This window comes from Streptomyces sp. BK79 (genome assembly GCF_044142145.1).
Lineage (GTDB): Bacteria > Actinomycetota > Actinomycetes > Streptomycetales > Streptomycetaceae > Streptomyces.
The window spans coordinates 317864-342084 of record NZ_JBHVOC010000003.1; the positions used below are offsets into that span (position 1 = coordinate 317864).

Annotated in this window: 24 protein-coding genes; 14 read left to right on the top strand and 10 right to left on the bottom strand. The window is 74.4% G+C overall.

All coding sequences use genetic code 11. The features are described 5' to 3' along the window. Positions 1-42 precede the first annotated feature (42 nt). Positions 43-1554 (bottom strand): bifunctional phosphatase PAP2/diacylglycerol kinase family protein, encoded by a 1512-nt coding sequence (locus ACFIF2_RS05250; protein WP_395571295.1) that lies wholly within the window; start codon positions 1552-1554, stop codon positions 43-45. 123 nt (positions 1555-1677) lie between these two features. On the opposite strand from ACFIF2_RS05250, the gene ACFIF2_RS05255 reads away from it, so the two are divergent. After that, complete coding sequence (locus tag ACFIF2_RS05255) at positions 1678-3297, top strand: ABC-F family ATP-binding cassette domain-containing protein (RefSeq protein WP_395571296.1); 1620 nt, start codon at positions 1678-1680, stop codon at positions 3295-3297. A 24-nt stretch (positions 3298-3321) separates the two neighbouring features. Here ACFIF2_RS05255 and ACFIF2_RS05260 read toward each other — a convergent pair whose 3' ends face one another. After that, positions 3322-4443, bottom strand: coding sequence for a Vms1/Ankzf1 family peptidyl-tRNA hydrolase (locus ACFIF2_RS05260; RefSeq protein WP_395571297.1), 1122 nt, complete (start codon positions 4441-4443; stop codon positions 3322-3324). Between the two features lie 59 nt (positions 4444-4502). Between ACFIF2_RS05260 and ACFIF2_RS05265 the strand changes: the two genes are divergently transcribed. After that, positions 4503-4781 carry a DUF6158 family protein gene (locus tag ACFIF2_RS05265; RefSeq protein WP_395571298.1) on the top strand — a complete coding sequence of 93 codons (279 nt, stop codon included), beginning with the start codon at positions 4503-4505 and terminating at the stop codon, positions 4779-4781. Positions 4782-4874: 93 nt separating this feature from the next. Here the strand turns inward: ACFIF2_RS05265 and ACFIF2_RS05270 are convergent, their stop codons facing one another. The 3 genes from ACFIF2_RS05270 to ACFIF2_RS05280 form a co-directional block, all read right to left on the bottom strand. After that, on the bottom strand, positions 4875-5417 hold the full coding sequence (locus ACFIF2_RS05270) for a type 1 glutamine amidotransferase domain-containing protein (protein ID WP_395571299.1): 543 nt from the start codon (positions 5415-5417) through the stop codon (positions 4875-4877). Between the two features lie 121 nt (positions 5418-5538). Further along, positions 5539-5946 carry a CBS domain-containing protein gene (locus ACFIF2_RS05275; RefSeq protein WP_395571389.1) on the bottom strand — a complete coding sequence of 136 codons (408 nt, stop codon included), beginning with the start codon at positions 5944-5946 and terminating at the stop codon, positions 5539-5541. A gap of 56 nt (positions 5947-6002) precedes the next feature. Further along, positions 6003-6410: a DUF2795 domain-containing protein gene (locus ACFIF2_RS05280; RefSeq protein WP_395571300.1), complete on the bottom strand. Its 408-nt coding sequence runs from the start codon at positions 6408-6410 to the stop codon at positions 6003-6005. Positions 6411-6608: 198 nt separating this feature from the next. On the opposite strand from ACFIF2_RS05280, the gene ACFIF2_RS05285 reads away from it, so the two are divergent. From ACFIF2_RS05285 to ACFIF2_RS05300, 4 genes are all read left to right on the top strand, one after another. Next, the gene (locus ACFIF2_RS05285) at positions 6609-6755 is read left to right on the top strand and encodes a hypothetical protein (protein WP_395571301.1); all 147 of its coding nucleotides are present in this window, start codon (positions 6609-6611) and stop codon (positions 6753-6755) included. 100 nt (positions 6756-6855) lie between these two features. After that, on the top strand, positions 6856-9246 hold the full coding sequence (locus tag ACFIF2_RS05290; RefSeq protein WP_395571302.1) for an ATP-binding cassette domain-containing protein: 2391 nt from the start codon (positions 6856-6858) through the stop codon (positions 9244-9246). A gap of 63 nt (positions 9247-9309) precedes the next feature. Beyond that, a complete protein-coding gene (locus ACFIF2_RS05295) occupies positions 9310-9738 on the top strand; it encodes a helix-turn-helix transcriptional regulator (protein WP_395571303.1) in 429 nt (142 codons plus the stop codon). A gap of 5 nt (positions 9739-9743) precedes the next feature. Continuing rightward, the gene (locus ACFIF2_RS05300; protein WP_395571304.1) at positions 9744-10160 is read left to right on the top strand and encodes a VOC family protein; all 417 of its coding nucleotides are present in this window, start codon (positions 9744-9746) and stop codon (positions 10158-10160) included. A 12-nt stretch (positions 10161-10172) separates the two neighbouring features. Here ACFIF2_RS05300 and ACFIF2_RS05305 read toward each other — a convergent pair whose 3' ends face one another. Next, complete coding sequence (locus tag ACFIF2_RS05305) at positions 10173-11966, bottom strand: thiamine pyrophosphate-requiring protein (RefSeq protein ID WP_395571305.1); 1794 nt, start codon at positions 11964-11966, stop codon at positions 10173-10175. Between the two features lie 370 nt (positions 11967-12336). Between ACFIF2_RS05305 and ACFIF2_RS05310 the strand changes: the two genes are divergently transcribed. From ACFIF2_RS05310 to ACFIF2_RS05325, 4 genes are all read left to right on the top strand, one after another. Continuing rightward, positions 12337-13131, top strand: coding sequence for an RNA polymerase sigma factor SigF (locus ACFIF2_RS05310; RefSeq protein ID WP_395571306.1), 795 nt, complete (start codon positions 12337-12339; stop codon positions 13129-13131). A 212-nt stretch (positions 13132-13343) separates the two neighbouring features. Further along, positions 13344-14201 (top strand): hypothetical protein, encoded by an 858-nt coding sequence (locus ACFIF2_RS05315; protein ID WP_395571307.1) that lies wholly within the window; start codon positions 13344-13346, stop codon positions 14199-14201. Between the two features lie 150 nt (positions 14202-14351). Continuing rightward, complete coding sequence (locus ACFIF2_RS05320; RefSeq protein ID WP_395571308.1) at positions 14352-15662, top strand: aminotransferase class I/II-fold pyridoxal phosphate-dependent enzyme; 1311 nt, start codon at positions 14352-14354, stop codon at positions 15660-15662. Then, a complete protein-coding gene (locus ACFIF2_RS05325; RefSeq protein ID WP_395571309.1) occupies positions 15659-16729 on the top strand; it encodes an MBL fold metallo-hydrolase in 1071 nt (356 codons plus the stop codon). The genes ACFIF2_RS05320 and ACFIF2_RS05325 overlap by 4 nt, the downstream gene beginning before the upstream one ends. An 84-nt stretch (positions 16730-16813) precedes the next feature. Here the strand turns inward: ACFIF2_RS05325 and ACFIF2_RS05330 are convergent, their stop codons facing one another. Next, entirely contained in the window at positions 16814-17440 is a 627-nt protein-coding gene (locus tag ACFIF2_RS05330; protein ID WP_395571310.1) for a DedA family protein, read from the bottom strand. Further along, positions 17437-18210: an MBL fold metallo-hydrolase gene (locus ACFIF2_RS05335; protein WP_395571311.1), complete on the bottom strand. Its 774-nt coding sequence runs from the start codon at positions 18208-18210 to the stop codon at positions 17437-17439. The genes ACFIF2_RS05330 and ACFIF2_RS05335 overlap by 4 nt, the downstream gene beginning before the upstream one ends. Before the next feature lie 84 nt (positions 18211-18294). On the opposite strand from ACFIF2_RS05335, the gene ACFIF2_RS05340 reads away from it, so the two are divergent. The 4 genes from ACFIF2_RS05340 to ACFIF2_RS05355 all read left to right on the top strand — a co-directional run bounded on the left by ACFIF2_RS05340 (position 18295) and on the right by ACFIF2_RS05355 (position 22987). After that, positions 18295-18696, top strand: coding sequence for a hypothetical protein (locus ACFIF2_RS05340; protein WP_395571312.1), 402 nt, complete (start codon positions 18295-18297; stop codon positions 18694-18696). A gap of 104 nt (positions 18697-18800) precedes the next feature. Further along, complete coding sequence (locus tag ACFIF2_RS05345; RefSeq protein WP_395571313.1) at positions 18801-20945, top strand: phage holin family protein; 2145 nt, start codon at positions 18801-18803, stop codon at positions 20943-20945. Positions 20946-21029: 84 nt separating this feature from the next. Then, positions 21030-22469, top strand: a complete 1440-nt coding sequence (locus tag ACFIF2_RS05350) for an amino acid permease (protein WP_395571314.1) — start codon at positions 21030-21032, stop codon at positions 22467-22469. A gap of 92 nt (positions 22470-22561) precedes the next feature. Further along, entirely contained in the window at positions 22562-22987 is a 426-nt protein-coding gene (locus tag ACFIF2_RS05355; RefSeq protein ID WP_395571315.1) for an OsmC family protein, read from the top strand. Positions 22988-23004: 17 nt separating this feature from the next. Here ACFIF2_RS05355 and narI read toward each other — a convergent pair whose 3' ends face one another. Beyond that, positions 23005-23727 (bottom strand): respiratory nitrate reductase subunit gamma, encoded by a 723-nt coding sequence (narI, locus tag ACFIF2_RS05360; RefSeq protein WP_395571316.1) that lies wholly within the window; start codon positions 23725-23727, stop codon positions 23005-23007. Further along, a complete protein-coding gene (gene narJ, locus ACFIF2_RS05365) occupies positions 23724-24218 on the bottom strand; it encodes a nitrate reductase molybdenum cofactor assembly chaperone (protein ID WP_395571317.1) in 495 nt (164 codons plus the stop codon). Before narJ ends, narI begins: the two co-directional genes overlap by 4 nt. Between the last annotated feature and the right edge of the window lie 3 nt (positions 24219-24221).

Here is a 24221-nt window from a genome sequence, read left to right on the forward strand (position 1 = left end):
GGAGCCGCCCCAGGAGCCGCCCCTCCGCCGGGCAGCGGTACGTCAGGAGAGGAGCCCGAGCCCCTCCCCGGGCAGCGGCCGGTACACCGTGAGCGCCTCGGGGAGCTTCTCCAGCGTCAGGTCGCCCTCGGTCTCGGTCAGCTCGCCGTCGAACGCCATCAGCGTGCCCGGCGCGACACCGGACAGCCGCAGCCGGCCCACCTGCACCGCCGCGTGGGCCGGAGAGCGCGTCAGCGGACCCGCGAGGGCCGCGGACAGCAGCCGCAGCGCCGGCCGGCGGCCACCGTGCACCACCCGCACGTCCAGCTGGCCGTCCGCCAGGTCGAGCCGGCGGCCCGACGCGATGCCCCGCCGGTGGTACGTGCCGTTGCCCGCGAACAGCATCCACAGCGGCCGCCTGCGGCCCCGTACCTCGGCCTCCAGCGGGTGCCGGTCGGCCCGCAGCACCCGCACCGCCGCGACCACCCCGGCCGGCCAGCCGCCGATCCGCGACGACCAGCGCTCCCGCTCGCGCACCAGCTCCGGATAGACGCCGAGGCTGAAGGTGTTCAGGAAGATGCCGCGCCGCCCGCCCGAGACGAACCGGCCCACGTCCACCCGCACGCCCTCGCCCCGCTCCAGCGCCCGGCACAGGTCCCGTACGTCCTCCACGCCGAGGTCGTAGGCGAAGTGGTTGAGGGTGCCGCCGGGCAGGACCGCCAGCGGGAGCCGGTGCCGCAGGGCGATCTCGGCGGCCGCGTTCACCGTGCCGTCGCCGCCGCACACACCGAGCACCCGGGCGTGGCCCGCGGCCCGCTCCAGCTCCGACCGGACGTCCTTCGGCTCGCACTCGACGACCTCCGCGTCGGGCAGCGCGTCGCACAGCGCCCGCACCCGGTCCGAGGTGCCCGAGCCGACGTTGGCCACCATCACCAGACCCTCGCCCTTGGGGAGCGCCGGCAGCTCGGCACGCGGCCGGGCCGGCGGGGTCAGCTGGGCCCGCGTGGGCACCATGCCCCGTACGGCGAAGGCGGCGCCCGCGCCGAGGGCCGCACCGGCCAGGACGTCGCTCGGGAAGTGGACGCCGGTGTACACCCGGGACAGGGCGACCGCGGCGGCCACCGGGGCCACCGCCGCCCCCCAGGCCGGGGACTCCAGCGCGACACCGGTCGCGAACGCCGCGGCCGACGCCGCGTGCCCGGACGGGAAGGACGTCGTGATCGGCTGCCGCTTCAGCTGCCGGACCAGCGGCACCGGGTCGAGGACGGGGCGGGCCCGGCGGACCGAGCGCTTGCCGAGGGTGTTGATCGTCAGCGAGGCCAGGCTCAGCGAGGCGATGCCCCGGGCGGCGGCCCGGCGGGCCCTCGGCGTGCGGGACGCGGCCAGGGCGGCGGCCGCCGCGAACCACAGGACGCCGTGGTTGGCGCTGCGGCTCAGCCGGGGCAGCAGAGGATCGGCGCCGGGCCACGTACGAGAGGCGACGGCCTCGAACGCACGCTGGTCCCAGCGAAGGAAGCCGTTGCGGACCGGGTGCGGGCCGGGCGTGAGGGCGGTGAGGTCTACGTCGGGGCTCATGGCTCCCGCATACCCTGCGGACGGCGTTTCCTGCCGGTGGCGCGCCCCGCGGGACCCCGCGCCGGGCGCGGTGCGGCTAATCGGTTTGCCCGGGGCGCGCCCGGGGCCGCAGAATCCGTACCCATGGGTCACCTCGAAGCCGCGCACCTGGAGTACTACCTTCCCGACGGGAGGGCACTGCTCGGCGACGTGTCCTTCCGCGTGGGGGAGGGGGCCGTCGTGGCCCTCGTCGGACCCAACGGAGCGGGCAAGACCACCCTGCTGCGCCTGCTGGCGGGGGAGCTGAAACCGCACGGCGGGACCGTCACCGTCGGCGGCGGCCTCGGGGTGATGCGGCAGTTCGTCGGCTCCGTCCGGGACGAGACGACCGTGCGCGACCTGCTCGTGTCCGTGGCACCGCCCCGCATCCGCGAGGCCGCCCGCGCCGTCGACGCCGCCGAGCACGCGATCATGACGGTCGACGACGAAGCCGCCCAGATGCGCTACGCGCAGGCCCTCGCCGACTGGGCCGAGGCCCAGGGCTACGAGGCCGAGACCCGGTGGGACATCTGCACCACCGCCGCGCTGGGCGTCCCTTACGACAAGGCCCAGTGGCGGCGGGTGAGCACCCTGTCCGGCGGCGAGCAGAAGCGGCTGGTCCTGGAGGCGCTGCTGCGCGGCACCGACGAGGTGCTGCTGCTCGACGAACCGGACAACTACCTCGACGTGCCCGGCAAGCGCTGGCTGGAGGAGCGGCTGAAGGAGACCCGCAAGACGGTCCTCTTCGTCTCCCACGACCGCGAACTCCTCTCCCGCGCCGCGCAGAAGATCGTCTCCCTGGAGCCGGGTCCCGCGGGCGCCGACGCCTGGATGCACGGCGGCGGCTTCGCCACCTTCCACGAGGCCCGGCGCGAGCGATTCGCCCGCTTCGAGGAGCTGCGCCGCCGCTGGGACGAGAAGCACGCGCAACTGAAGAAGCTGGTCCTGACGCTCCGTCAGGCAGCCGCCGTCAGCCATGAGATGGCGTCCCGCTACGCCGCCGCCCAGACCCGGCTGCGCAAGTTCGAGGAGGCCGGACCGCCGCCCGAGCCGCCGCGCGAGCAGGACATCAGGATGCGCCTGAAGGGCGGCCGCACCGGCGTGCGCGCCGTCACCTGCGAGCAACTGGAACTCACCGGCCTGATGAAACCCTTCGACCTGGAGGTCTTCTACGGCGAACGGGTCGCCGTCCTCGGCTCCAACGGCTCCGGCAAGTCGCACTTCCTGCGCCTCCTCGCCGGCGACGACGTGGCGCACACCGGGAACTGGAAGCTCGGCGCGCGCGTCGTGCCCGGACACTTCGCGCAGACCCACGCCCACCCGGAACTGCTCGGCCGCACCCTGCTGGACATCCTGTGGACGGAACACTCCCAGGACCGGGGCGCCGCCATGTCGCGCCTGCGCCGCTACGAACTGACCCAGCAGGCCGAGCAGACCTTCGACCGCCTCTCCGGCGGCCAGCAGGCCCGCTTCCAGATCCTCCTGCTGGAACTCCAGGGCGTAACCGCCCTGCTGCTCGACGAGCCGACCGACAACCTCGACCTGGAATCGGCCGAAGCCCTCCAGGAGGGCCTGGAGGGCTTCGAGGGCACGGTCCTCGCGGTCACCCACGACCGCTGGTTCGCCCGGTCCTTCGACCGCTACCTCGTCTTCGGCAGCGACGGCCGGGTCCGCGAGACGCCGGAGCCGGTCTGGGACGAACGGCGGGTGGAGCGGGCCCGCTGACGCGGACGCGGCCGGGGGCCCGGGTCACTTCCAGCGCAGCAGCGCGCCCAGGCCGCCCACCGGAGCCTTCTCGGCGGCCTCGGACGGCAGCGCCGGCGTCACCGAGATCGCCGGTGCGCCGGTCATCACCGCCGAGCGCAGCAGGGCGTCGTCCGCGCGGGCCGACCAGGAGTTCTGCTCGCCGAGCGTCTTCAGCTCCGTACGGCGCACGGCCACCTGGTCGGCGTCCTCGCCCACCCACACCTCGCGGTGGGTGTCGGGCGCGTCCGGGATGACCAGCAGCTCGTCGATGCGGTGCTCCCGGGCGGCCTCGACCAGCGCGGGCACGCCCTCCGCCGCGCCGGCCCGGCCCTCGCCGTCCGGTGTCCGGGCGGCCAGGAACCGGTCCAGGTCCTCCCGCGCCCGCGCCCGCACGTGGTCGTCGCGCAGCCGCTCCACCTCGTCGTCCAGCAACCTGCTGCCGGCGCCGCGCGAGGCCTCCGCGACGCGGTCCTGGAGCCGCTTGGGCATCCGCTCGTGCACGGACCGCCGCTCCCGGTCGTCGCCGACCAGGATCAGCAGGTCGGCGCCGGTCTCCTCCTGGCACACGGCGAGCGCGTCCGCGATCTCCGCCGCGTTGTGCTCCCAGGTGTTCTCCACCCGCAGCTGGAAGTGGCGCTCCGACCAGTCGGCGCTGCTCGTGCGGTGCACCGGCCACTGCCGGCCGGTCACGCCGCCCGCGTCCGAGCTGCCCAGCGCGCTGCGCAGCTCGAAGTCGGCGCCCTTGCGGTCGACGTACGCCACCACGCACACCGGGTCCTCGCCGGCCAGGTCGAGCAGCGGCGCGACGTGCGGCAGCGGCGCCCAGTCGGCGGTGGTGCCGCCGTACGGGGGCCGGGCCAGCGGGGGATCGAGGACCACCCGCCCGGCATGCGCGAACAGTGCCCGGCCGTGCGGGTCGGTGGCGTGGCGCAGCTCCTCCACCGCCTCCCGCACGGCCCGGCAGGTCGCGTCGTCCGCGCCCTGCTCCGCCAGCTCCCGGGCCACCGCGGCGGCCGTCAGCTCACGCTCGTGGGGGGTGTCCTCCGTGTGCCGGGACAGATCGACGTACACGGAGGCCCAGGGCCCCTGGTGTTCGTAGAGGGGGTGCAGAAACGCGAGATCCATGGCTCCCTCCCGGGTGCCCTCGGGGGTGGTAGTGCTCCGGGGGCGGGTACCCGGACCGCATGAACGAACACGACACGCGTGAGGCCACCGTGACCGGTGTCGACCCGGGCCGTCTGGACGACCAGCAGCTCATGAAAGAACTGGAGACCATCCACCGCACGCGCCACGACACGCTGCTCTACGGGTCGAACGACGCGCTGCGGGCCCACAACGAGCGGATGGCGCAGCTGGAGGGCGAGTGGCTGCGCCGCAATCCCCGGCGCCCGGTCGCCGCGGGCCGCACCCGCGAGGGCGCCCGCGAACGCGGCTGCGGGGAGCCCACCGCCCCCGGCGGCTGAGCACGCGCCGGGCCCGGCCCCTTCGGCGCGATCGGGGCGCGCCGCGGGACCGGGCCCGGCGTGAGGCTCAGGTGAGGGCTCGCGCCCCGTCCGTCAGCCGCCCGCCTTGGCGAACTCCTTGAGGAACGTCGCGCAGAACGCCTCGAGATCGTCCGGCTTGCGGCTGGTGATCAGCACGTTGTCGCCGTGGTCGCAGACCTTCACCTGTTCGTCGACCCAGGTGGCGCCCGCGTTGCGCAGGTCGGTCCGCAGGCTCGGCCAGGAGGTCAGGACCCGGCCGCGTACGACGTCCGCCTCGACGAGTGTCCACGGGGCGTGGCAGATGGCGGCCACCGGCCGGCCCTGCTCGAAGAAGGCCCTGACGAACGCCACCGCCTTCTCGTCCGTACGAAGGAAGTCCGGATTGGCCACGCCGCCGGGCAGCACCAGCCCGCCGAACGAGTCGGCCGACGTGTCGCCCACCACCTCGTCCACCGGGAACGTGTCCGCCTTGTCGAGGTGGTCGAAGCCCTGGATCTCACCCGCCTGCGTGGAGACGAGGACGGGCTCGTGGCCCGCGTCCTTCGCCGCCTTCCACGGCTCGGTCAGTTCCACCTGTTCCACGCCCTCGGGCGCGGTCAGAAATGCGATGCGCATGTGGTTCGGTCCTTTCCCGCGCGTCGGCGGATCGACGTCCGGCGCGCGTACGTTTCTTCGGGGGCGACGGGAGTCGGACGGGGGCCTCCCGGCCTCTCGCGAGGCCGCCCCGCCGCCCGTGTCAGTCGCCGCCCCGGGTGCCGGGTTCCGCGCGGCTGATGCCGGCGAGCGCCGAGGAGGGGGCGCGGGCCTCGGCCAGATCACCGAGGCTCACCATCCCGACCGGCAGCCCGTCCTCCACGACCGGCAGCCGGCGCACGGCGTGCTCGCGCATCAGCGCCACCGCGTCGGCCACCCGGTCGTGCGGGGACACCAGCAGGGGCTCGTGGGCGCACACCGCCGCGACGCTCACCGCCATCGGGTCGAGGCCCTCGGCCACCACCCGCACCGTGATGTCACGGTCGGTGAGCAGACCCACGACGTCCTGCCCGTCCGCGACCACCACGTCCCCGATGTTCTGCGTGCGCATGAGCCGCGCCGCCTCCACCAGGGAGGAGTCCGGACGTACGGCGGTCACACCGGCCGTCATGACGTCCCGCACGTACACGGCCGCGTTCTCGGTCACGAAACCGCCCCTTCCGGCGCCTAGGCGCCGCGCGGACCGGCGGCCTCGGACCCGCCGTTCTCGGTCAGGGCCACCGCCAGTTCCTGGACGTTGCCGTAGCGCGCCTTGCCCGGCAGCCGTTCCAGTCCCTCGACGAGGGCGTCCGGCGCGTTGCCGCGGCGCAGCGCCCTGGTCAGTTCCGGCGGGCTCGCGGGGAAGGTGCCCCGGGTCAGGTTCCGGGCCAGTTCGAGTCGGAGGGCCTCCAGATACGTGGGTCCGCGGCCCGGCGTCACCGGTCCGTACATCACGTCCGGGTCGTCCTCCGCGGCCGGTTCCGGGTCGTGCCACTCCTCGGTGCGGGTGGGGTGCCCGGACCTGAGCAGACCCTGCAGTTCGTGCTTCATCTCGTCGTCGCGGTGGACGCTCATCCGGTCACTGCCTCGCTGCATGTCTCCCTCCAGACTCTCAGGGTGCCGACCGCGTACCCGGACACCGCGGGCCGACACGGATTCACCCGGACGGGTCCGGTCCGATTCCGCCGGCCACCGTGCGTGCCCGGCCGTGCACGGCGGGTTTGCCCCGCGGGCCCGGGGAACCCGGCACGCGCCACCACCCCCCACGCCCACCCTTCACGGGAAGGACGGACCATGGCGGTGCTGCTCGCTGTGCTCATCCCGGTCCTCATGCTCGGCGTGGTGCTGGCCCTCGGCCGCTACGAGGAACTGGTGCTCCCGGGCACCGCCGACCCGTCCGACGACGCCGACGCGGCGGTCGCCCGGCGGACGGACCGGTAGTCGCCGGCGGTCGCCCGGCGGACGGATCAGTTATCGAGAAGCGGGGACCGCCGTGCCCCGTCTAGCGTGTCCCTGCCGACCCGCCGACGGAGGAGACACGATGAGCAGCGCCAAGAGGACGGACACACCGCCGAGCGCGCCCCATGCCGCCGACCGCCACGACATGATCCGTGTGCACGGTGCCCGGGAGAACAACCTCAAGGACGTCAGCATCGAGATCCCCAAGCGCCGGCTGACGGTGTTCACCGGCGTCTCCGGCTCGGGCAAGAGCTCCCTGGTGTTCAACACGATCGCCGCCGAGTCGCAGCGGCTGATCAACGAGACCTACAGCGCCTTCGTGCAGGGCTTCATGCCGACCCTGGCCCGGCCCGAGGTCGACGTCCTCGACGGCCTCACCACCGCGATCATCGTGGACCAGCAGCGGATGGGCGCCGACCCGCGCTCCACCGTCGGCACCGCCACCGACGCCAACGCGATGCTGCGCATCCTCTTCAGCCGGCTCGGCGACCCGCACATCGGCCCGCCCAGCGCCTACTCCTTCAACACCGCCTCCGTCCGCGCGAGCGGCGCGATCACCGTCGAGCGCGGCGCCAAGAAGGCCGTGAAGGCGACCTTCGAGCGCACCGGCGGCATGTGCGTGCACTGCGAGGGCCGGGGCAAGGTCTCCGACATCGACCTCTCCCAGCTCTACGACGACTCCAAGTCGCTCGCCGAGGGCGCGTTCACCATCCCCGGCTGGAAGTCGGACAGCCAGTGGACCGTGCAGGTCTACGCGCAGTCCGGCTTCGTCGACCCCGACAAGCCGATCCGCGAGTACACCGAGAAGGAACTGCGGGACTTCCTCTACGGCGAGCCGGTCAAGGTCAAGGTCAACGGCGTCAACCTCACCTACGAGGGCCTGATCCCGAAGATCCAGAAGTCGTTCCTGTCCAAGGACAAGGAGGCGATGCAGCCGCACATCCGGGCGTTCGTCGAGCGGGCCGTCACCTTCACCACCTGCCCCGAGTGCGACGGCACCCGGCTCAGCGAGGGCGCCAGGAACTCGCGGATCGGGAAGATCAGCATCGCCGACGCCTGCGCCATGGAGATCCGCGACCTGGCCGCCTGGGTCCGCGCACTCGACGAGCCGTCGGTGGCGCCGCTGCTCACCGCGCTGCGGGACACCCTCGACTCCTTCGTGGAGATCGGTCTCGGCTACCTCTCGCTGGACCGTCCGGCGGGCACCCTGTCCGGCGGCGAGGCGCAGCGCGTCAAGATGATCCGCCACCTGGGCTCCTCGCTCACCGACACCACGTACGTCTTCGACGAGCCGACCATCGGGCTGCACCCGCACGACATCCAGCGGATGAACGACCTGCTGCTGCGGCTGCGGGACAAGGGCAACACGGTCCTGGTCGTCGAGCACAAGCCGGAGGCCATCGCGATCGCCGATCACGTCGTCGACCTCGGCCCCGGGGCCGGCACGGCGGGCGGCACCGTCTGCTTCGAGGGCACCGTCGATGGCCTCAGGTCCGCCGGCACCGTCACCGGGCGCCACCTCGACGACCGGGCCGCGCTCAAGGAGACGGTGCGCGAGCCCACCGGCGCACTGGAGATCCGCGGCGCGCGCACCCACAACCTCCAGGACGTCGACGTCGACATCCCGCTCGGCGTGCTCTGCGTGGTCACCGGCGTGGCCGGCTCCGGCAAGAGTTCGCTGATCCACGGCTCGGTCCCCGCCGGGGCGGACGTCGTCTCGGTCGACCAGAGCCCCATCAAGGGCTCGCGGCGCAGCAACCCGGCCACGTACACCGGACTGCTCGACCCGGTCCGCAAGGCCTTCGCCAAGGCCAACGGCGTCAAGCCGGCCCTGTTCAGCGCCAACTCCGAGGGCGCCTGTCCCACCTGCAACGGCGCCGGCGTCATCTACACCGACCTGGCGATGATGGCCGGCGTCGCCAGCCCCTGCGAGGACTGCGAGGGCAAGAGGTTCCAGCCCTCGGTGCTGGAGTACCGGCTCGGCGGCCGGGACATCAGCGAGGTGCTCGCGATGTCGGTGGCGCAGGCGGAGGAGTTCTTCGGGGCCGGCGAGGCGCGCACCCCGGCCGCGCACCGGATCCTTGAGCGGCTCGCCGACGTCGGGCTCGGCTACCTCACCCTCGGCCAGCCCCTCACCACCCTGTCCGGCGGCGAGCGGCAGCGGCTGAAGCTCGCCACCCACATGGGCGACAAGGGCGGCGTGTACGTCCTCGACGAGCCCACCACCGGACTGCACCTCGCCGACGTGGAGCAACTGCTCGGCCTCCTCGACCGCCTCGTGGACGCCGGCAAGTCGGTCATCGTGATCGAGCACCACCAGGCGGTCATGGCGCACGCCGACTGGATCATCGACCTCGGCCCCGGCGCCGGCCACGACGGCGGCCGGATCGTCTTCGAGGGCACCCCCGCCGACCTCGTCGCCGACCGCTCCACCCTCACCGGTGAACACCTCGCGTCGTACGTCGGGGCCTGACCGCCCGCGGATCCCACGGCGCCGGCCCGCCGGCGGTGTCCGGCGCTGTGGGATCGTGGAGGGGTGACCACGCTGGAGGACCTGGCCCGGCTGCGCAGGGCCCGCGACCTGATGGACCGCGAGTACGCCGAGCCGCTCGACGTGCCCGCGCTGGCGCGGGTGGCACTGATGTCGGCGGGCCACTTCTCCCGCAGCTTCCGCGCCGCGTACGGGGAGACGCCGTACAGCTATCTGATGACCCGCCGGATCGAGCGGGCCATGGCGCTGCTGCGGCGCGGCGACCTGAGCGTGACGGAGGTCTGCTTCGAGGTCGGCTGTACCTCGCTCGGGTCGTTCAGCTCGCGCTTCACCGAGCTGGTCGGCGAGAGCCCGAGCGCCTACCGGGCCCGCGACCACGGTGACGGCGCCGCCGTCCCGGCCTGCGTCGCCAAGATCTACACCCGACCGGTCAGGAACGGAGAAGCGAGGCCGGTGTCCCCGCCCCTAGCGTGAGACGCATGGACATCAGCCTCTCGCAGTGCTTCATCGCCGTCGACGACCACGACCAGGCGCTCGCCTTCTACCGGGACGTGCTCGGGCTGGAGGTGCGGGGTGACGTCGGGGCCGAGGGCATGCGCTGGGTCACCGTCGGCTCCCCGGCGCAGCCCGGCGTGAACATCGTGCTCGAACCCCCGCTCGCCGACCCGAACGCCACGGACGAAGACCGCAAGGCCATGGCCGATCTGCTGGCCAAGGGCATGCTGCGCGGCGTCGTCTTCGCCACCGACGACGTCGACGCCACCTTCGAACGCATCCGCGCCGCCGGCGCCGAGGTGCTCCAGGAGCCGGTCGACCAGCCCTACGGCGTCCGCGACTGCGCCTTCCGCGACCCGGCCGGCAACATGCTGCGCTTCAGCCGGCCGCGCGAGCGGTGACCGCCGCGGCCGTCAGTCCCTCCCCGCGCCCGGCAGGAACTCCTGCACCTTCGCCTTGAATCCCTGTGCGAGCACCGACCCCCGGTCCGCGTCGCCCTTCAGGAGGGAGGCGGCCGTCGCCTCCATCTGGTCCCAGGTGGCGTGCGGCGGGACCGGGGGCACGGCGGGGTCGGTGAGGAACTCGAGCACCGCGGGGCCGTCCGCCGCCAGGCCCGCCCGCCAGGCCGCCTCCACCTCCTCCGGCTTCTCCACCCGGATGCCGGTCAGGCCCAGCGAGCGGGCGAAGTCGGCGTAGCGCACGTCCGGGAGCGCCTGCGAGGGCAGGAACGACGGCGCGCCCTCCATGGCCCGCATCTCCCAGGTGACCTGGTTGAGATCCCGGTTGTTCCACACGGCGACCACCAGGCGGGGGTCCTCCCACAGGTCGCGGTACTTCGCCGCCGTGATCATCTCCGCCAGCCCGTTCATCTGCATCGCGCCGTCGCCGACCAGGGCGATCACGGGCCGGTCCGGGTGGGCGAACTTCGCCCCGATCGCGTACGGCACCCCGCAGCCCATCGTCGCCAGCGTGCCGGACAGGGAGCCGCGCATGCCGGGCCGCATGGTCAGGTGGCGGGCGTACCAGTTCGCCGTCGACCCCGAGTCGCAGGTGACGATCGCGTCGTCCGGCAGCAGCGGGTCCAGGGCGGCGGCCACGTACTCCGGGTTGACCGGGTCGGCCTCCAGAGCGGCCCGGCGCTCCATGATCCCGCGCCAGCGCGACACGTTGTCGCACACCGTGTCGTACCACTCGCGCCCGCGGCCGGCCTCGATCAGCGGGATCAGCCGCTCCAGGGTCGCCTTCGCGTCACCGACGAGGTTCACCTCGTACGGGTAGCGCATCCCGACCATGTGCGGGTCGATGTCGATCTGCACCCCGCGCGCCGCGCCGAACTCCGGCAGGAACTGCGAGTACGGGAAGGACGACCCGATGGTCAGCAGGGTGTCGCAGTCCCGCATCAGCTCGTAGGAGGGGCGCGTGCCGAGCAGGCCGATCGACCCGGTGACGTACGGCAGGTCGTCGCCGATCACGTCCTTGCCGAGCAGCGCCTTGGCCACGCCCGCGCCCAGCAGCTCGGCGAGCCGCTCCACCTGCTCCCGTGCCCCGGCGGCGCCCTGACCGACCAGGACGGCCACCTTGTCGCCGGAGTTGAGCACCTCGGCGGCGCGCCGCACGGACTCGTCGGACGGGACCGCCGTCCAGGCGCCGCGGTCCAGGCTGGAGGGCACCATCTTGAACGCGTGCGTGGGCGGCGAGTAGTCCAGGTCCTGGACGTCACCGGGGATGATCACCGCGGTGGGGCAGCGGCGGGCGTACGCCGTGCGGATCGCCCGGTCCAGCACGTTCGGCAGCTGCTCGGGGACGGTCACCGTCTCCACGAACTCCGAGGCGACGTCCTTGAACAGCGTGTGCAGGTCCACCTCCTGCTGGTACGAGCCGCCCATCGCCGTCCGGTGCGTCTGCCCGACGATCGCCAGGACGGGGACATGGTCGAGCTTGGCGTCGTACAGCCCGTTGAGCAGGTGGATCGCGCCGGGACCCGAGGTCGCGGCGCACACGCCCAGCCGCCCGCTGAACTTGGCGTACCCGACCGCCTGGAACGCGGACATCTCCTCGTGCCGGGACTGCACGAACCTCGGCTGGTTGTCGGCGCGGCCCCACGCGGCCAGCAGACCGTTGATCCCGTCACCCGGGTAGCCGAACACGTGCTCGACACCCCACTCGCGCAGCCGTCGCAGGACGTGGTTGGACACCTTGACGCTCATGCAACGGACCTCCGGGCCGGGGGGATGTCGGTACAGCAGCCCTACGGGTGACCGCGCGCCCGCCCGGAAAACATCCCGGTGTTTGGCGCGAGGGTCAGGGGGCAGGTGCAGGACCAGTGCTTCGGACAGGAGGCACGTCCGTGGGAGCGGCGCGACGCCGCCACGGATGCGTCCGTCCGGTCGCCGGATGCCCTCCCACGGTGACAGCCCGAACCCCAGGGCCGTGTCGTCGCTACGGCACCGGTGAGGTGGTCCGGCCCGCGCGCCGGGATTCCGTGAACACCGGGCGCCCTCCGCGCCGACCGCGCCGACCGGGTCATCGCCCGGCCGCGACGACGGGACCCCGCGCTCCGAGGGAGTTGCGACGCACATGCCGACCCACGCAAGCGTGAAGCACCCGCACGACGACGCCCCCGACACCACCGACGCCTTCCGCAGGCTCGCCACCCTGTCCGCCGGTCCGGAGCGGGACGCGGTCCGGGACGGGATCGTCGAGGCCTGGCTCCCCATGGCCGAACGGCTCGCGGGACGGTTCCGCAGCCGTGGCGAGAGCTTCGAGGACCTGCGCCAGGTGGCGGCGCTCGGCCTGGTCAAGGCCGTCGACCGCTACGACCCCGGACGCGGCAACGCCTTCGAGAGCTACGCCGTGCCGACGATCACCGGCGAGATCAAGCGTCACTTCCGCGACCACATGTGGACCCTGCACGTGCCGCGCCGGGTCCAGGACCTGCGCAACCGTGTGCGCTTCGCCGGGCAGGACCTGTCCCAGACCATCTCCGGCCGCAGGCCCACCGTGGCCGAGATCGCCGAGCACGCCGACCTGAGCGAGGAGGACGTCCGGGTCGGCCTGGAGGCCCTGGAGAGCTTCACGGCCCTGTCCTTGGACGCCGAGCTGCCCGGCAGCGAGGACGGCTACTCCCTGAGCGACGCCCTCGGCGCCCCCGACCCCGCCCTCGACACCGTCGTCGACCGCGAGGCGGTCAAGGACCGGCTGGCCGCACTGCCCGAGCGCGAGCGCGCGATCCTCTACATGCGCTTCTTCGACGACATGACCCAGAGCCGCATCGCCGAGCAGCTCGGCATCTCCCAGATGCACGTGTCCCGCCTGATCAGCCGGTGCTGCGACCGCGTGCGGGAACAGGTCCTGCGGGAGCCGGGCGCCTGACCCCGGTCCGCGCGGACCGGCGGCGCGCGCACCTGAGGTCGTGACGTGCGGGGGCGTTCGCCGGTGGACCGAAACCTCGGCGTCACCCGCTCGGGCGCCCCGTTCCCGCGAACGGCGCACGGTGGCGGGCGCCCACGGCCCGGGCGGGCTGTGATGGCCGAGGGGGCGCGAGTGCCGTGCCCCCGCAGCCGTCGCTCGAAGGAGCCCGCCCCATGCGCCGCACCGCCCGCGCCCTGTCCGCCGCCGTCCTGGCCAGTGCCTCCCTCGGCGTCGTCGCGGGGCCCGCCTCGGCCGGTCCCGACCTCACCCCGGCGGACGTCGCCCCGGGCACCGTCTCCGCCTCCTGCGCCCCGGCCGGCCCGGCCGCCGGGTCCGTGCCCTCGACCCGCGGCGCCCCCTCGTCGGCCTTCGCCGAGCGCACCGTCGCGCTGCGCGAGGGGGAGGGCGACGCCGGAACGGCCGCCGGGCCCGCCGCCCGGGGCGCCGCGCGCATAACCACCGCCGATGAGCTCGAGGCCGACCCGGACGCGGTGGGCCCGGAGTCGGTCCCCGAGGAGGGGGGCGGGGGAGTGGGCCCGGAGTCCGTCCCCGAGGAGGGGGGCGGGGAGCCGGTCCCCGACGCGGTGGGGCCCGAGTCCGTCCCCGACGCGGTCGAGCCCGAGGACGACGCCTGGACCGCCGACGGGGCCTGCCCGGAGGCGTCCGGCGAGGAGGGCGGCGAAGCGGGCGATCCCTGGAGCGCGACGACCGCGCCGCGGCAGGGGAGCGGCACCGCCGCACCGGCGTGCCCCGAGCCCGCCGCACCGCACGGCGGGGCCTCCGCGCACGGCACGCCCTGCACCACCAAGCCGCCGTGCCCCGAACCCGCCGCACCGCACGGCGGGGCCCCGGCGCAGAAGGAGCCCTGCGGCGGCCCGGCCGCGGAGCACGGCGTGCGGGCCGGCGCGGGCGGGGCGTTCAGCGACTCGGTGCCCGCCCTGGTCGCGGGCGGCGTCCTGATGGCCGGCGCGTTCGGCGCCGCCGCGTACCGGCTGCGGCCGCGCCCGAGCGGGGACGCCGGGCACCGCTGACCGGCGCGGGCCCACCGGTCCGCGGGACCCGCGCGACCGGGGCCCCAGCCATGGCGGGGCGCCACGATGGGTACTTGGAGCAACGACCGAGGAAAGAGCATCCGCCGGACGGCGACAGGACTCGGCACCACGGACTGCGCGGAGGCACGCATGCGGCGGACGCACCTCGAAGGCCACGACTCCCGAGGCCGCCATCCCGAACGCGAGCCCACGCACACGCACGGCCATGACCCCGTAGGGCACGGCCCCGTCCGTTTCGGCCCGCACTTTCCCGGCGACGGCCTGCCGGTGCTGCCCGAGCTGTCCGCCGTCCTCGCCGCCGCCGCGGGCCGGGGACACGACGAACCGGCCGGCGGCGGCGCGCCCCTCCTGGCCGCCGCCTGCGGCTACTGGGCCCGGCGCGGCCTGCCCACCGAACCCGGTCACGTGGCCGCGGGGCCCGGCGCCGGCCCCCTGCTGCTCGCCCTGACCGCCGCGCTCGGCGGCGACGTCCTGGTGCCCCGCCCCTGCGCCGCCTGGTGGGCGCCGTACGCGCGACTGCTGGGCAGGCCCGTCTTCCACGTGCCCACCCCGGCGGAGTCGGGCGGCGTGCCCGACCCGTACGCGCTCCTGGAAACCGTCCGCAGGGTCCGCGCCGAGGGCGGCGACCCCCGCCTGCTCGTGCTGTCCGTCGCCGACGACCCCACCGGCACGGTCACGCCGCCCGAGCTGCTGCACGAGACCGTCGAGGCCGCCGTCGGCGAGGGGCTGCACCTGGTCAGCGACGAGACCTGGCGCGACACCCTCCACGACCTCCACGCCACCGTGCTGCTCAGCCCCGCCGAAATGCTGCCCGAGCGGGTCACCGTCGTCACCGACCTGGCCGGCGCGCTGCTGCCGCCGGGCTGGCCGGCCGCCGTGGCCCGTTTCCCCGCCTCCGCCGCCGGGGACGGCCTGCACGCGCGCGTGCTCGACGTGCTCACCGCGCTCGGCGCCCGGGTCGCCGCGCCCGTCGCCGCCGCGGCCGGGTACGCGCTCGGTGAACCCGAGCCGGTCACCGCCCGCCGCGCGGCGGCCGTACGCCTGCATGCGCGCGTGGCCGCCGCCGTGCACGCCGCCGTCGTGGCCGCGGGCGCCACCGCCCGGCCGCCGCAGGCCGGCCGTCACCTGTACGCCGACCTCGGCCCGCTGCGCGAAGCGCTCGCCGCCCGGGGCGTCGGCGACGCCCAGGAACTGGAGGACCACCTCACCGCCCGCCTCGGCATGCCCGCGCCCGGCGGGCACCGCTTCGGCGACGACCTCCCCGCCCTGCGGGTCCGGCTCTCCACCGGCCCCCTGGTGGAGGGCGCCGGCGAGCGGGGCGCGGAATGCCTCACGTCCCCCGAACCGTTGGAACTGCCGCACGTGCAAGGCGCGTTGAACGCCCTGAAGTCGGTCTTCGGTGATCTCCGCGACGCTCAGCGATGGGAGCCTCCTCGATGACGCAGCAGCCCCGGTCGAGCACGAGCGCCCCCACGTCCACCGGCGACACCGGGCCCGTGGACGCGGCACCGGGCGGATCCTCCCCGGCCCCCGGCCGCCCGCCGCTCGCGGATCCCCGCCCGCCGGCCGAGCGCCGGGTGTGGCCGCGGACCTTCCACGACCGGCTCACCGCACCACTGCCCGGCCTGAAGGCCTTCGCGAGGTTCGCCCGCGAGGGAGCGGTCAGACCCGGCCCCGGGGGCCTCGCCGACATCCCCCGGATCCCGTACGCCCCCGCCCCGCTGCCCCGCGTGGACGCCCGCGCCGTCGCCGTCACCTGGGTGGGACACGCCAGCTGGGTGGTGCGGATCGGCGGCCTCACCGTGCTCACCGACCCGGTCTGGTCCCGGCGCATCCTGGGCACCCCGGCCCGCGTCACCCCCGTCGGCGTGCCCTGGAGCGCCCTGCCCCGCGTCGACGCGGTCGTCATCAGCCACAACCACTACGACCACCTGGACGCCCCGACCCTGCGCAGGCTGCCGCGCGAGACCCCCGTCCTCGTCCCGGCCGGGCTCGGCCGCTGGTTCCACCGGCGCCGCTTCACCCGCGTCACCGAGCTGGACTGGTGGGAGGCGACGGAACTGAACGGCGTCCGCTTCGACTTCGTACCGGCCCACCACTGGTCCAAGCGCACCCTCACCGACACCTGCCGCACGCTGTGGGGCGGCTGGGTCCTCACCGCCCCCGACGGCCGGCGCGTGTACTTCGCCGGCGACACCGGGTACGGCCACTGGTTCGCCCGCATCGGCCGCCGCCACCCCGGCATCGACCTCGCGCTGCTCCCCATCGGCGCCTACGACCCCCGCTGGTGGCTGAGCGACGTCCACTGCGACCCGGAGGAGGCGGTGCGGGCCGCCCAGGACGTCGGCGCCCGCCGGATGGCGCCGATGCACTGGGGCACGTTCGTCCTGTCCGCGGAGCCGGTACTGGAACCCCTCACCCGGGTACGCGCCGCCTGGCAGCGGGCGGGCCTGCCCCGCGAACACCTGTGGGACCTCCCGGTCGGCGGCTCGGGCGTACTGGAGTGACCGCGCCCGGCCGCCCGGCCGCCGGGAGACCGTCTCCGGAACCGCTCCCGGCGCTCCCCCCCGGCCCCTCCCCGCGCCGCGGGTCTACGCCTTCTCCGGCCCCCGCAGCCGTCGCCACACGGTCGGCGCGCCGCTGACCAGCACCGTCAGGGCGATCGCCGCCGCCACGCCCTCCCACGGCTCACTGAACAAGGCGCCGCTGAGGACGCCGATCAGCTGGTACGTCACCGCCCAGGCCAGGCAGGCCGGGAGGTTGCCCCGGGCGAACCGGCGCAGCGGCCAATCGGCCAGCAGGCAGGCCAGCATCACCGGTATGCGCCCCGCCGGCACCAGCCGGGACAGCACCAGCACCGCGACGTCGTGCTCGGCGAGCTTCTCCCGCGCCTGCTCCAGCCGGTCCTCGGGCGCCCGGGACCGGATCGCCTCCAGCCAGCGCGAGCCGTTCTTCGAGTGGACCCCGCGCCGCCCCAGCCAGTACAGGGCCATGTCCCCGCAGAACGCGGCCAGCGACGCCGTCGCGAACACCACCAGCATGGACAGCGGCAGCGTCTGGTGCATCGCCACCACCGCCGCCGAACTCACCAGCGCCCCCGTCGGCACCACCGGCACCAACGCACCGATCAGCACCAGCAGGAACAGCGACGGATAGCCGAACGCCTGCTGGGTCGGCTCGGTCGGGATGCTCGTCACGGTGGCACCCAGCCAGCTCACCGCGCGACCTCCACGCGCACTCTCTCGCCATGCCCCAGCCGGTGCACGGCCACCCCCGGCGCACGCAGCGCCGACAGGCGCACGAACTCGTCGCCCGGCGTGTGGAACTCGTGGGGGCGCACGGCGTCCATCCCGATCGGCCAGTACGTGCCGTAGTGCACCGGCACCGCCGTACGCGGCGCCAGCCGGGCCAGCGCCTCGGCCGCCCGCCCCGCGTCCAGGTGCTCCGGACCCAGGTACGGCCCCCAGCCGCCCACCGGCAGCAGGGCCGCGTCGACCGGCCCGACCTCTTTCTCCATGCCGTCGAACAGGCCGGTGTCCCCGGCGAAGTACGTGCGCGCCTCGCCCTCGACGACGTAGCCGAGCGCGGGGGAGCGGTGCGGTCCGAGCGGCAGCCGCCGCCCGTCGTGCCGCGCGGGCACCGCCCGTACCCGCAGGTCGCCGACGGTCGTCTCGTCGCCCGGCGCCACCTCGGTCAGCGTCAGGTGCCGGAGCCGGCGCAGCCCCGGTACCGCCCGGCGTGCGCCCCGGGGCACGAGCAGGCGCGTGCCCGGCGCGAGCCGCGCGAGCGACGGCACGTGCAGGTGGTCGGCGTGCAGATGGGACACCAGCGCCACGTCCGCGCGGCAGGCGTCCGGCGGCGGCACCGCCCCCCGCCTGCGACGCAGGTGCGCGAGCCGGCGGGCGAACAGGGGGTCGGTCAGTACGCGTATGTCCGAGTCCTCGACCGTGCAGGTGGCGTGACCCCACCACGTGAGCTCCACCGGCACTTCTTTGCCTCCCTCTGCGCGACTCCCCGAAGCCTACGTCCAGGAGTAGGGTCGGCGGCGAAAACGGGAGGTGAGGGGGACACCATGAGGCTGGTGCGGGTGACGGCGATCGCGAGTCTGACGCCACTGGAGCGGCTGGACGACGACCCCTTCCTGGTCGACTCCCGCAGCCAGCACGCCATGTGCGCCCGCTGGGCCGCGGAGCACGGCTACGTCGTCGCCAGGGAGCTGCTGGTGAGCGGCCTGCGAACCGATCACGACGCCCTGTGGGAGGGAGTGCGCGCGGGCCGGGACCTCTTCGTCGCGCCCAGCCGCCGGGTGCTGGAGAGCGCGTTGTCGTCGGTGGAGGAGTTCACCGAGGAGTGCGCGCGGCGCGGCGTCCGCGTCGAGACGGCCGGGCACGCCGAACCGTCCTACGACGCCCGGATGAAGGCGTGCGTGCACCGGCGCCTGTCCATGCCGACGGCGGGGTACGACGGCCGCTGACCACCGCCGGGTGTGAACCGGACCCGGGGGGACAAACGGGTGCTCCGGTCCGTTGTGACAGGGTGGGGAAGGCCCGCGCCGACGGCGGGCCCGGGACGTGAGGTGTGCGGAGCGTGGGTGGAGGGCGTTGGCGCCGGGTCGCCAGTCAGATCGGGCGGAGTGTCACGGTGTGGGCCGTCTCCACCCTCACCATGCTCGTGCTCGCCGGGATCCTGCCGGACTTCCGGCTCCAGTCGCCCGACGGCGACAGCGCGACCGACATCGCCGTGACCGCCGCGGTCGGCGCCGGCGCCTTCGGTCTGCTGTCCGCCCTGGTGTGGCCGCTGCTGGTGCGGCTGCTGCTCCTGGTGCCGACGCTCGTCCTCGGGGTGCTGGTCTTCTTCCTCAACGGCGCCCTGCTGCTCCTCGCCATCGACGTGAACCCGGCCGGAAGCGGCGGCGTCGCCCCCGAGACGGCGGTCGTGGTGGCCGCCGTCATGTCCGCCGTCGCCTCGGCCACCGGCGGCGCCCTGGCCGTACGCGACGACGACGCCTACCGGCGCCGGCTCTACCGCCTCGCCGACCGCCGCCGCAGATCCGGCCCGCCCTGCCCGGCCGACCCCGGCACCGTCTTCCTGCAACTGGACGGCGTCGGCCACGACGTGCTCCTGGACGCCGTCGACGGCGGCGCCATGCCGACCGTCGCCCGCTGGCTCGGCCGGGACGGCGCCTCCGCGTCGCACCGCCTCGCCGCGTGGCGCACCGACTGGTCCAGCCAGACCGGCGCCAGCCAGCTCGGCATCCTGCACGGCTCCAACCACGACGTCCCCGCCTTCCGCTGGTACGAGAAGGACAGCGGCGAGGTCGTGGTCTGCAACCGCCCGACCAGCGCCGCCGAACTCCAGCACCGCGCCGTGCGGCGCACCGGAGACGGCGGGCTGCTCAGCCTGGACGGCGCCAGCCGCGGCAACCTGTTCGGCGGCGGCGCCGACGAGCAGGCCCTCGTCCTGTCCATCGCCACCCGCCGCCGCAGCCGGGAGACCCGCTCCCGCTCCGGCTACTTCGCCTACTTCTCCGACCCGGCCAACGCCGTGCGCACCGCGCTGTCCTTCGTCGCCGAGGTGGGCCGGGAGATCGGCCAGTCCACCCGCGCCCGCGTGCACAAGGTCCGCCCGCGCGTCTCCCGGGGCGGCCTCTACCCCTTCGTCCGCGCCTTCGCGACCGTCGTCGAACGGGACGTCGTCGTCGCCGCGGTGATGGGCGACATGCTCGCCGGACGCACCGCCGTCTACGCCGACCTGGTCGCCTACGACGAGGTGGCGCACCACTCCGGGCCCCGCGGCCGGGACGCCGCGAAGGTCCTCCAGCGGCTCGACCGGTCGCTGGCGCTGATCGAGAAGGTCGCCGAGCACGCCCCGCGCCCCTACCGCCTCGTCGTCCTGTCCGACCACGGCCAGAGCCCCGGCGAGACCTTCCGCGCCCGCTACGGCCTCACCCTCGGCGACCTGGTGCGGGCCGGCTGCGGACTGCCCGTGCCGCGCCGCGCGCAGCGCACCCGCAGCGGCGCCGAGGCGCGCAACACCGTCCGGGCCGCCCTGCACCGGCCCGTCGAGGAGGGCGCCGAGCAGCAGCGCCCCGCCGACACCCCCACCGGCCGCCGCTCGGAGCCGATCGTGCTGGCCTCCGGCAACCTGGGCCTGGTCTCCTTCCCGGACGTACGCCACCGGATGACCCGGGAGGAGATCGACGCCCGCCACCCCGCCCTGCTGCCCACCCTCGCCAACCACCCCGGCATCGGCTTCCTGCTGGTCCGCAGCGAGGAGCACGGCGGCGTGGTGCTCGGCGCGCGGGGCGCGGAGATACCCCTGGACCGGCTCGACGAGGACCCCGGCCCGCTCGCGCCCTTCGGCCCAGGTGCCGCCGACGCCGTGCGCCGCACGCACTCCTTCCCGCACACCGCCGACATCATGGTCAACTCCTTCCACGACCCGGCCGACGGCGAGGTCCTCGCCTTCGAGGAGCAGATCGGCTCGCACGGCGGACTCGGCGGCGCCCAGTCCCGCGCCTTCCTGCTGGCGCCGGTCGTCCTGTCCGCGCCGGTCGCCGAAGGGGCGGAGATCGTCGGCGCCGAACACGTCCACCGGATCCTGCGCCGCTGGCTGCGCGAGTCGAGCGGACCGCAGGTTCCCCTGGACGATTCCCGGCCGAAGGCCGTCGACGGCGCAGTATTTCCCGTCGCGGACGGGGTCGTGCGGGACAAAACCGCCTGATTTGGAGCGGCGCCGGAGCCTGCCGGACCATGGGCGCCGTCCCGGCGATCCCGGGCACCAGTTCCAAGGAAGGCGCACCACCCCATGCACGTCACCGGGACCGTCCCCCCACCGGCTCCGGACCCGCAGGAGACCCCCGCGGCGCCCGACTCCGCCCCCGCCCCCGCCCCGGGCAACGGCAGGCACGCCCGCCGCTTCGGGCTCCCCGTCGCCACCGCCCTGGTCATGGGCAACATCATCGGCGGCGGCATCTTCCTGCTCCCTGCCTCCGTCGCCCCCTTCGGCACCATCAGCCTGCTCGCCTTCGGTGTCCTGACCGTCGGCGCCATCGCGCTCGCCCTGGTCTTCGGCCGGCTCGCCGCCCGCGACCCGCGCACCGGCGGCCCGTACGTCTACGCCCGCGAGGCCTTCGGCGACTTCGCCGGCTTCCTCGCCGCCTGGGCGTACTGGATCACCACCTGGGTCTCCAACGCGGCTCTCGCCGTCGCCGCCGTCGGCTACCTCGACGTCCTGATCCCGGTGAACGACCACCGCTGGACCGCGTGCCTGGCCGCGCTCGTCATCCAGTGGCTGCCGGCGCTCGCCAACTTCGCGGGCACCCGCTACGTCGGCGCCGTGCAGCTCGTCTCCACCGTGCTGAAGTTCGCGCCGCTGCTGCTCGTCGCGGTCGGCGGGCTGTTCTTCTTCGACCCGGACAACCTCGGCCCGTTCGACGCGAGCGGCTCGAGCGGCATCGGCGCGGTCTCCGCCGCCGCCGCGATCCTGCTCTTCTCCTACCTCGGCGTGGAGTCCGCCGCCGTCAGCGCCGGCGAGGTCAAGGACCCCCGCCGCACGGTCGGCCGGGCCACCGTGATCGGCACCGCGGGCGCCGCCCTGGTCTACCTGCTGGGCACCCTCTCGGTCTTCGGCACGGTCGCCCACGACCGCCTGGTGACCTCCACCGCGCCCTTCTCGGACGCCGTGAACGCCATGTTCGGCGGCGCCTGGGGCGGCTGGGCGGTGGCGCTGGCCGCCCTGGTGTCGATGACCGGCTGCCTCAACGGCTGGACGCTGCTCAGCGCCCAGACCCCGTACGCCGCCGCGAAGGACGGCCTGTTCCCGGCCGCGTTCGCCCGCAGGCGGCGCGGCGTGCCCACGGTCGGCGTCGGCGTCACCGTCGTCCTGGCCTCCCTGCTCACCGTCTACAACTACACGTCCGGCTCGGCGAAGGTCTTCGAGATCCTCGTCCTCGTCACCACCTTCACCGCGACCGTGCCCTACCTGCTGGCCACCGCCGCGCAGATCTTCCACCTGGTCTCCGGCCAGGGCGAGAAGGTCGACCGGGGACGGCTGGCGCGGGACGGCGTGATCGCGGCTGTGGCGGCCGGGTTCTCCCTGTGGCTCGTGGCGGGCGCCGGCTACGCGGCGGTCTACCAGGGCGTGCTGTTCCTCTTCGCGGGTGTCCTGGTCTACGCGGTGATGGCGGCCCGCAGGCGGCGCGCGGAGGGGCCCGTTCCCGTCCCGGGGGACGGTTCTTGCGGGTGAGCCGGGCCGGAGTGTGATCGGATGGGGCGGTGGGAACCCGGAGCCGGGCTCCCACCGCCCCAGTACAGCAAGCGAATTCGAGAGGACCCGCCGTGGCAACCACGCGCTCCGCACACACCGTCTGGGAAGGCAACCTGCTCGAGGGCAAGGGTGTCGTCACCTTCGACTCGTCCGGCATCGGCGAGCAGCCGGTGTCGTGGCCGTCGCGCGCCGAGCAGGCCAACGGGAAGACCAGCCCGGAGGAGCTGATCGCCGCCGCCCACTCCAGCTGCTTCTCCATGGCCCTGTCGCACGGCCTGGCCGGTGCCGGCACCCCGCCCACCAAGCTCACCACGTCCGCCGACGTGACCTTCCAGCCCGGTGAGGGCATCACCGGCATCCACCTCACCGTGGAGGGCACCGTCCCCGGCCTCGACGACGACGCGTTCACCGCCGCCGCCGAGGACGCCAAGAAGAACTGCCCGGTCAGCCAGGCCCTGACCGGCACGACCATCACCCTCACGGCCAAGCTGGCTTAAGGGCCAGGAGGGACCGGCTAGGAGCCCGCGCGCTCCCAGCCCCGCCGGTCCGGGCGCGGCCCCAGCTGCCTGGGGTCGCGCGACCGGTAGACCACGTAGGGCCGGACCAGGTACCGCACCGGCGCGCTGAACATGTGCACGAGCCGGGTGTACGGCACCAGGGCGATCAGCACCATCCCGATCACCGCGTGCACCTGGTACAGCACCGGCACCCCCACCATCAGCTCCGTCTTCGGCTGGAGGGTGAACAGGCCGCGCGACCAGGGCGCGATGGTGTGCCGGTAGTCGTAGCCGGTGCCCGAGGAGTGCGCGAGCTTGGCGACCATGCCCAGCACGATCGCGCCGAGCAGGAAGACGTACATGCCCTTGTCGTTGGCGGTCGTCGCGCGGAAGACGGGCGCGTTGGTGCGCCGCCGGTAGATCAGGAGCCCGATCCCCGCCACCGCCAGCACCCCGGCCGCCGTGCCGCCGTACAGCGACAGCAGATGGTACGCGTGTTCGCTCACGCCCACCGCGTCCGTCCACGACTCGGGGACGAACAGCCCGATCAGGTGGCCGACGAGCACGAAGAGGATGCCGTAGTGGAACACGGGCGAGGCGATGTTCAGCAGCTTCGACTCGTAGACCTGTGAGGAACGCGTCGTCCAGCCGAACCGGTCGTAGCGGTGCCGCCAGACCAGCCCGGCGACCAGCAGGACGAAGGCGGCGTAGGGCAGGACGCCCCAGAGGAGGACGGTCACGGGCGGGCTCCAGCGGGTGCGGGCGGCAGGGTGGCGCACACCGCGTCCAGGACGCACGCGTAGGGCGTGCCGAAGGCGGTGAGCCGGGAGCGCAGCTGGTCCAGGGCCCCGCGGTGCTCGGTGAGCATGCCGATGTCACCGGTGCGGGAGGCGAACTCCAGGACCGCCGGGAGGAAGTCGGGGAGTTCCTCGTCGGTGAACTCCAGGCCGTGGGCGCGGTACAGCTCCTTGAACCGGACCAGCGCCATCCCGCGGTTGCGGGTGTCGCCGTCGGTCCACCAGCTCAGGTACAGGCTGTGCCGGTTCTTGAAGTCGAAGACCTCCACGTAGTGCGCCTGGAGGTCGCCCTGCGACGTCACGGCCGCGTGGTCGGTGAAGCCGCGCAGCTGGGGCGCGGCCTCGCGCAGCAGGGGCAGCCGGACGCGGAAGTCGTCGTCGGGATACGTCAGACAGAGCGCCGCCGCCTGGTACAGCACCTCGAACCCGGGCATCGG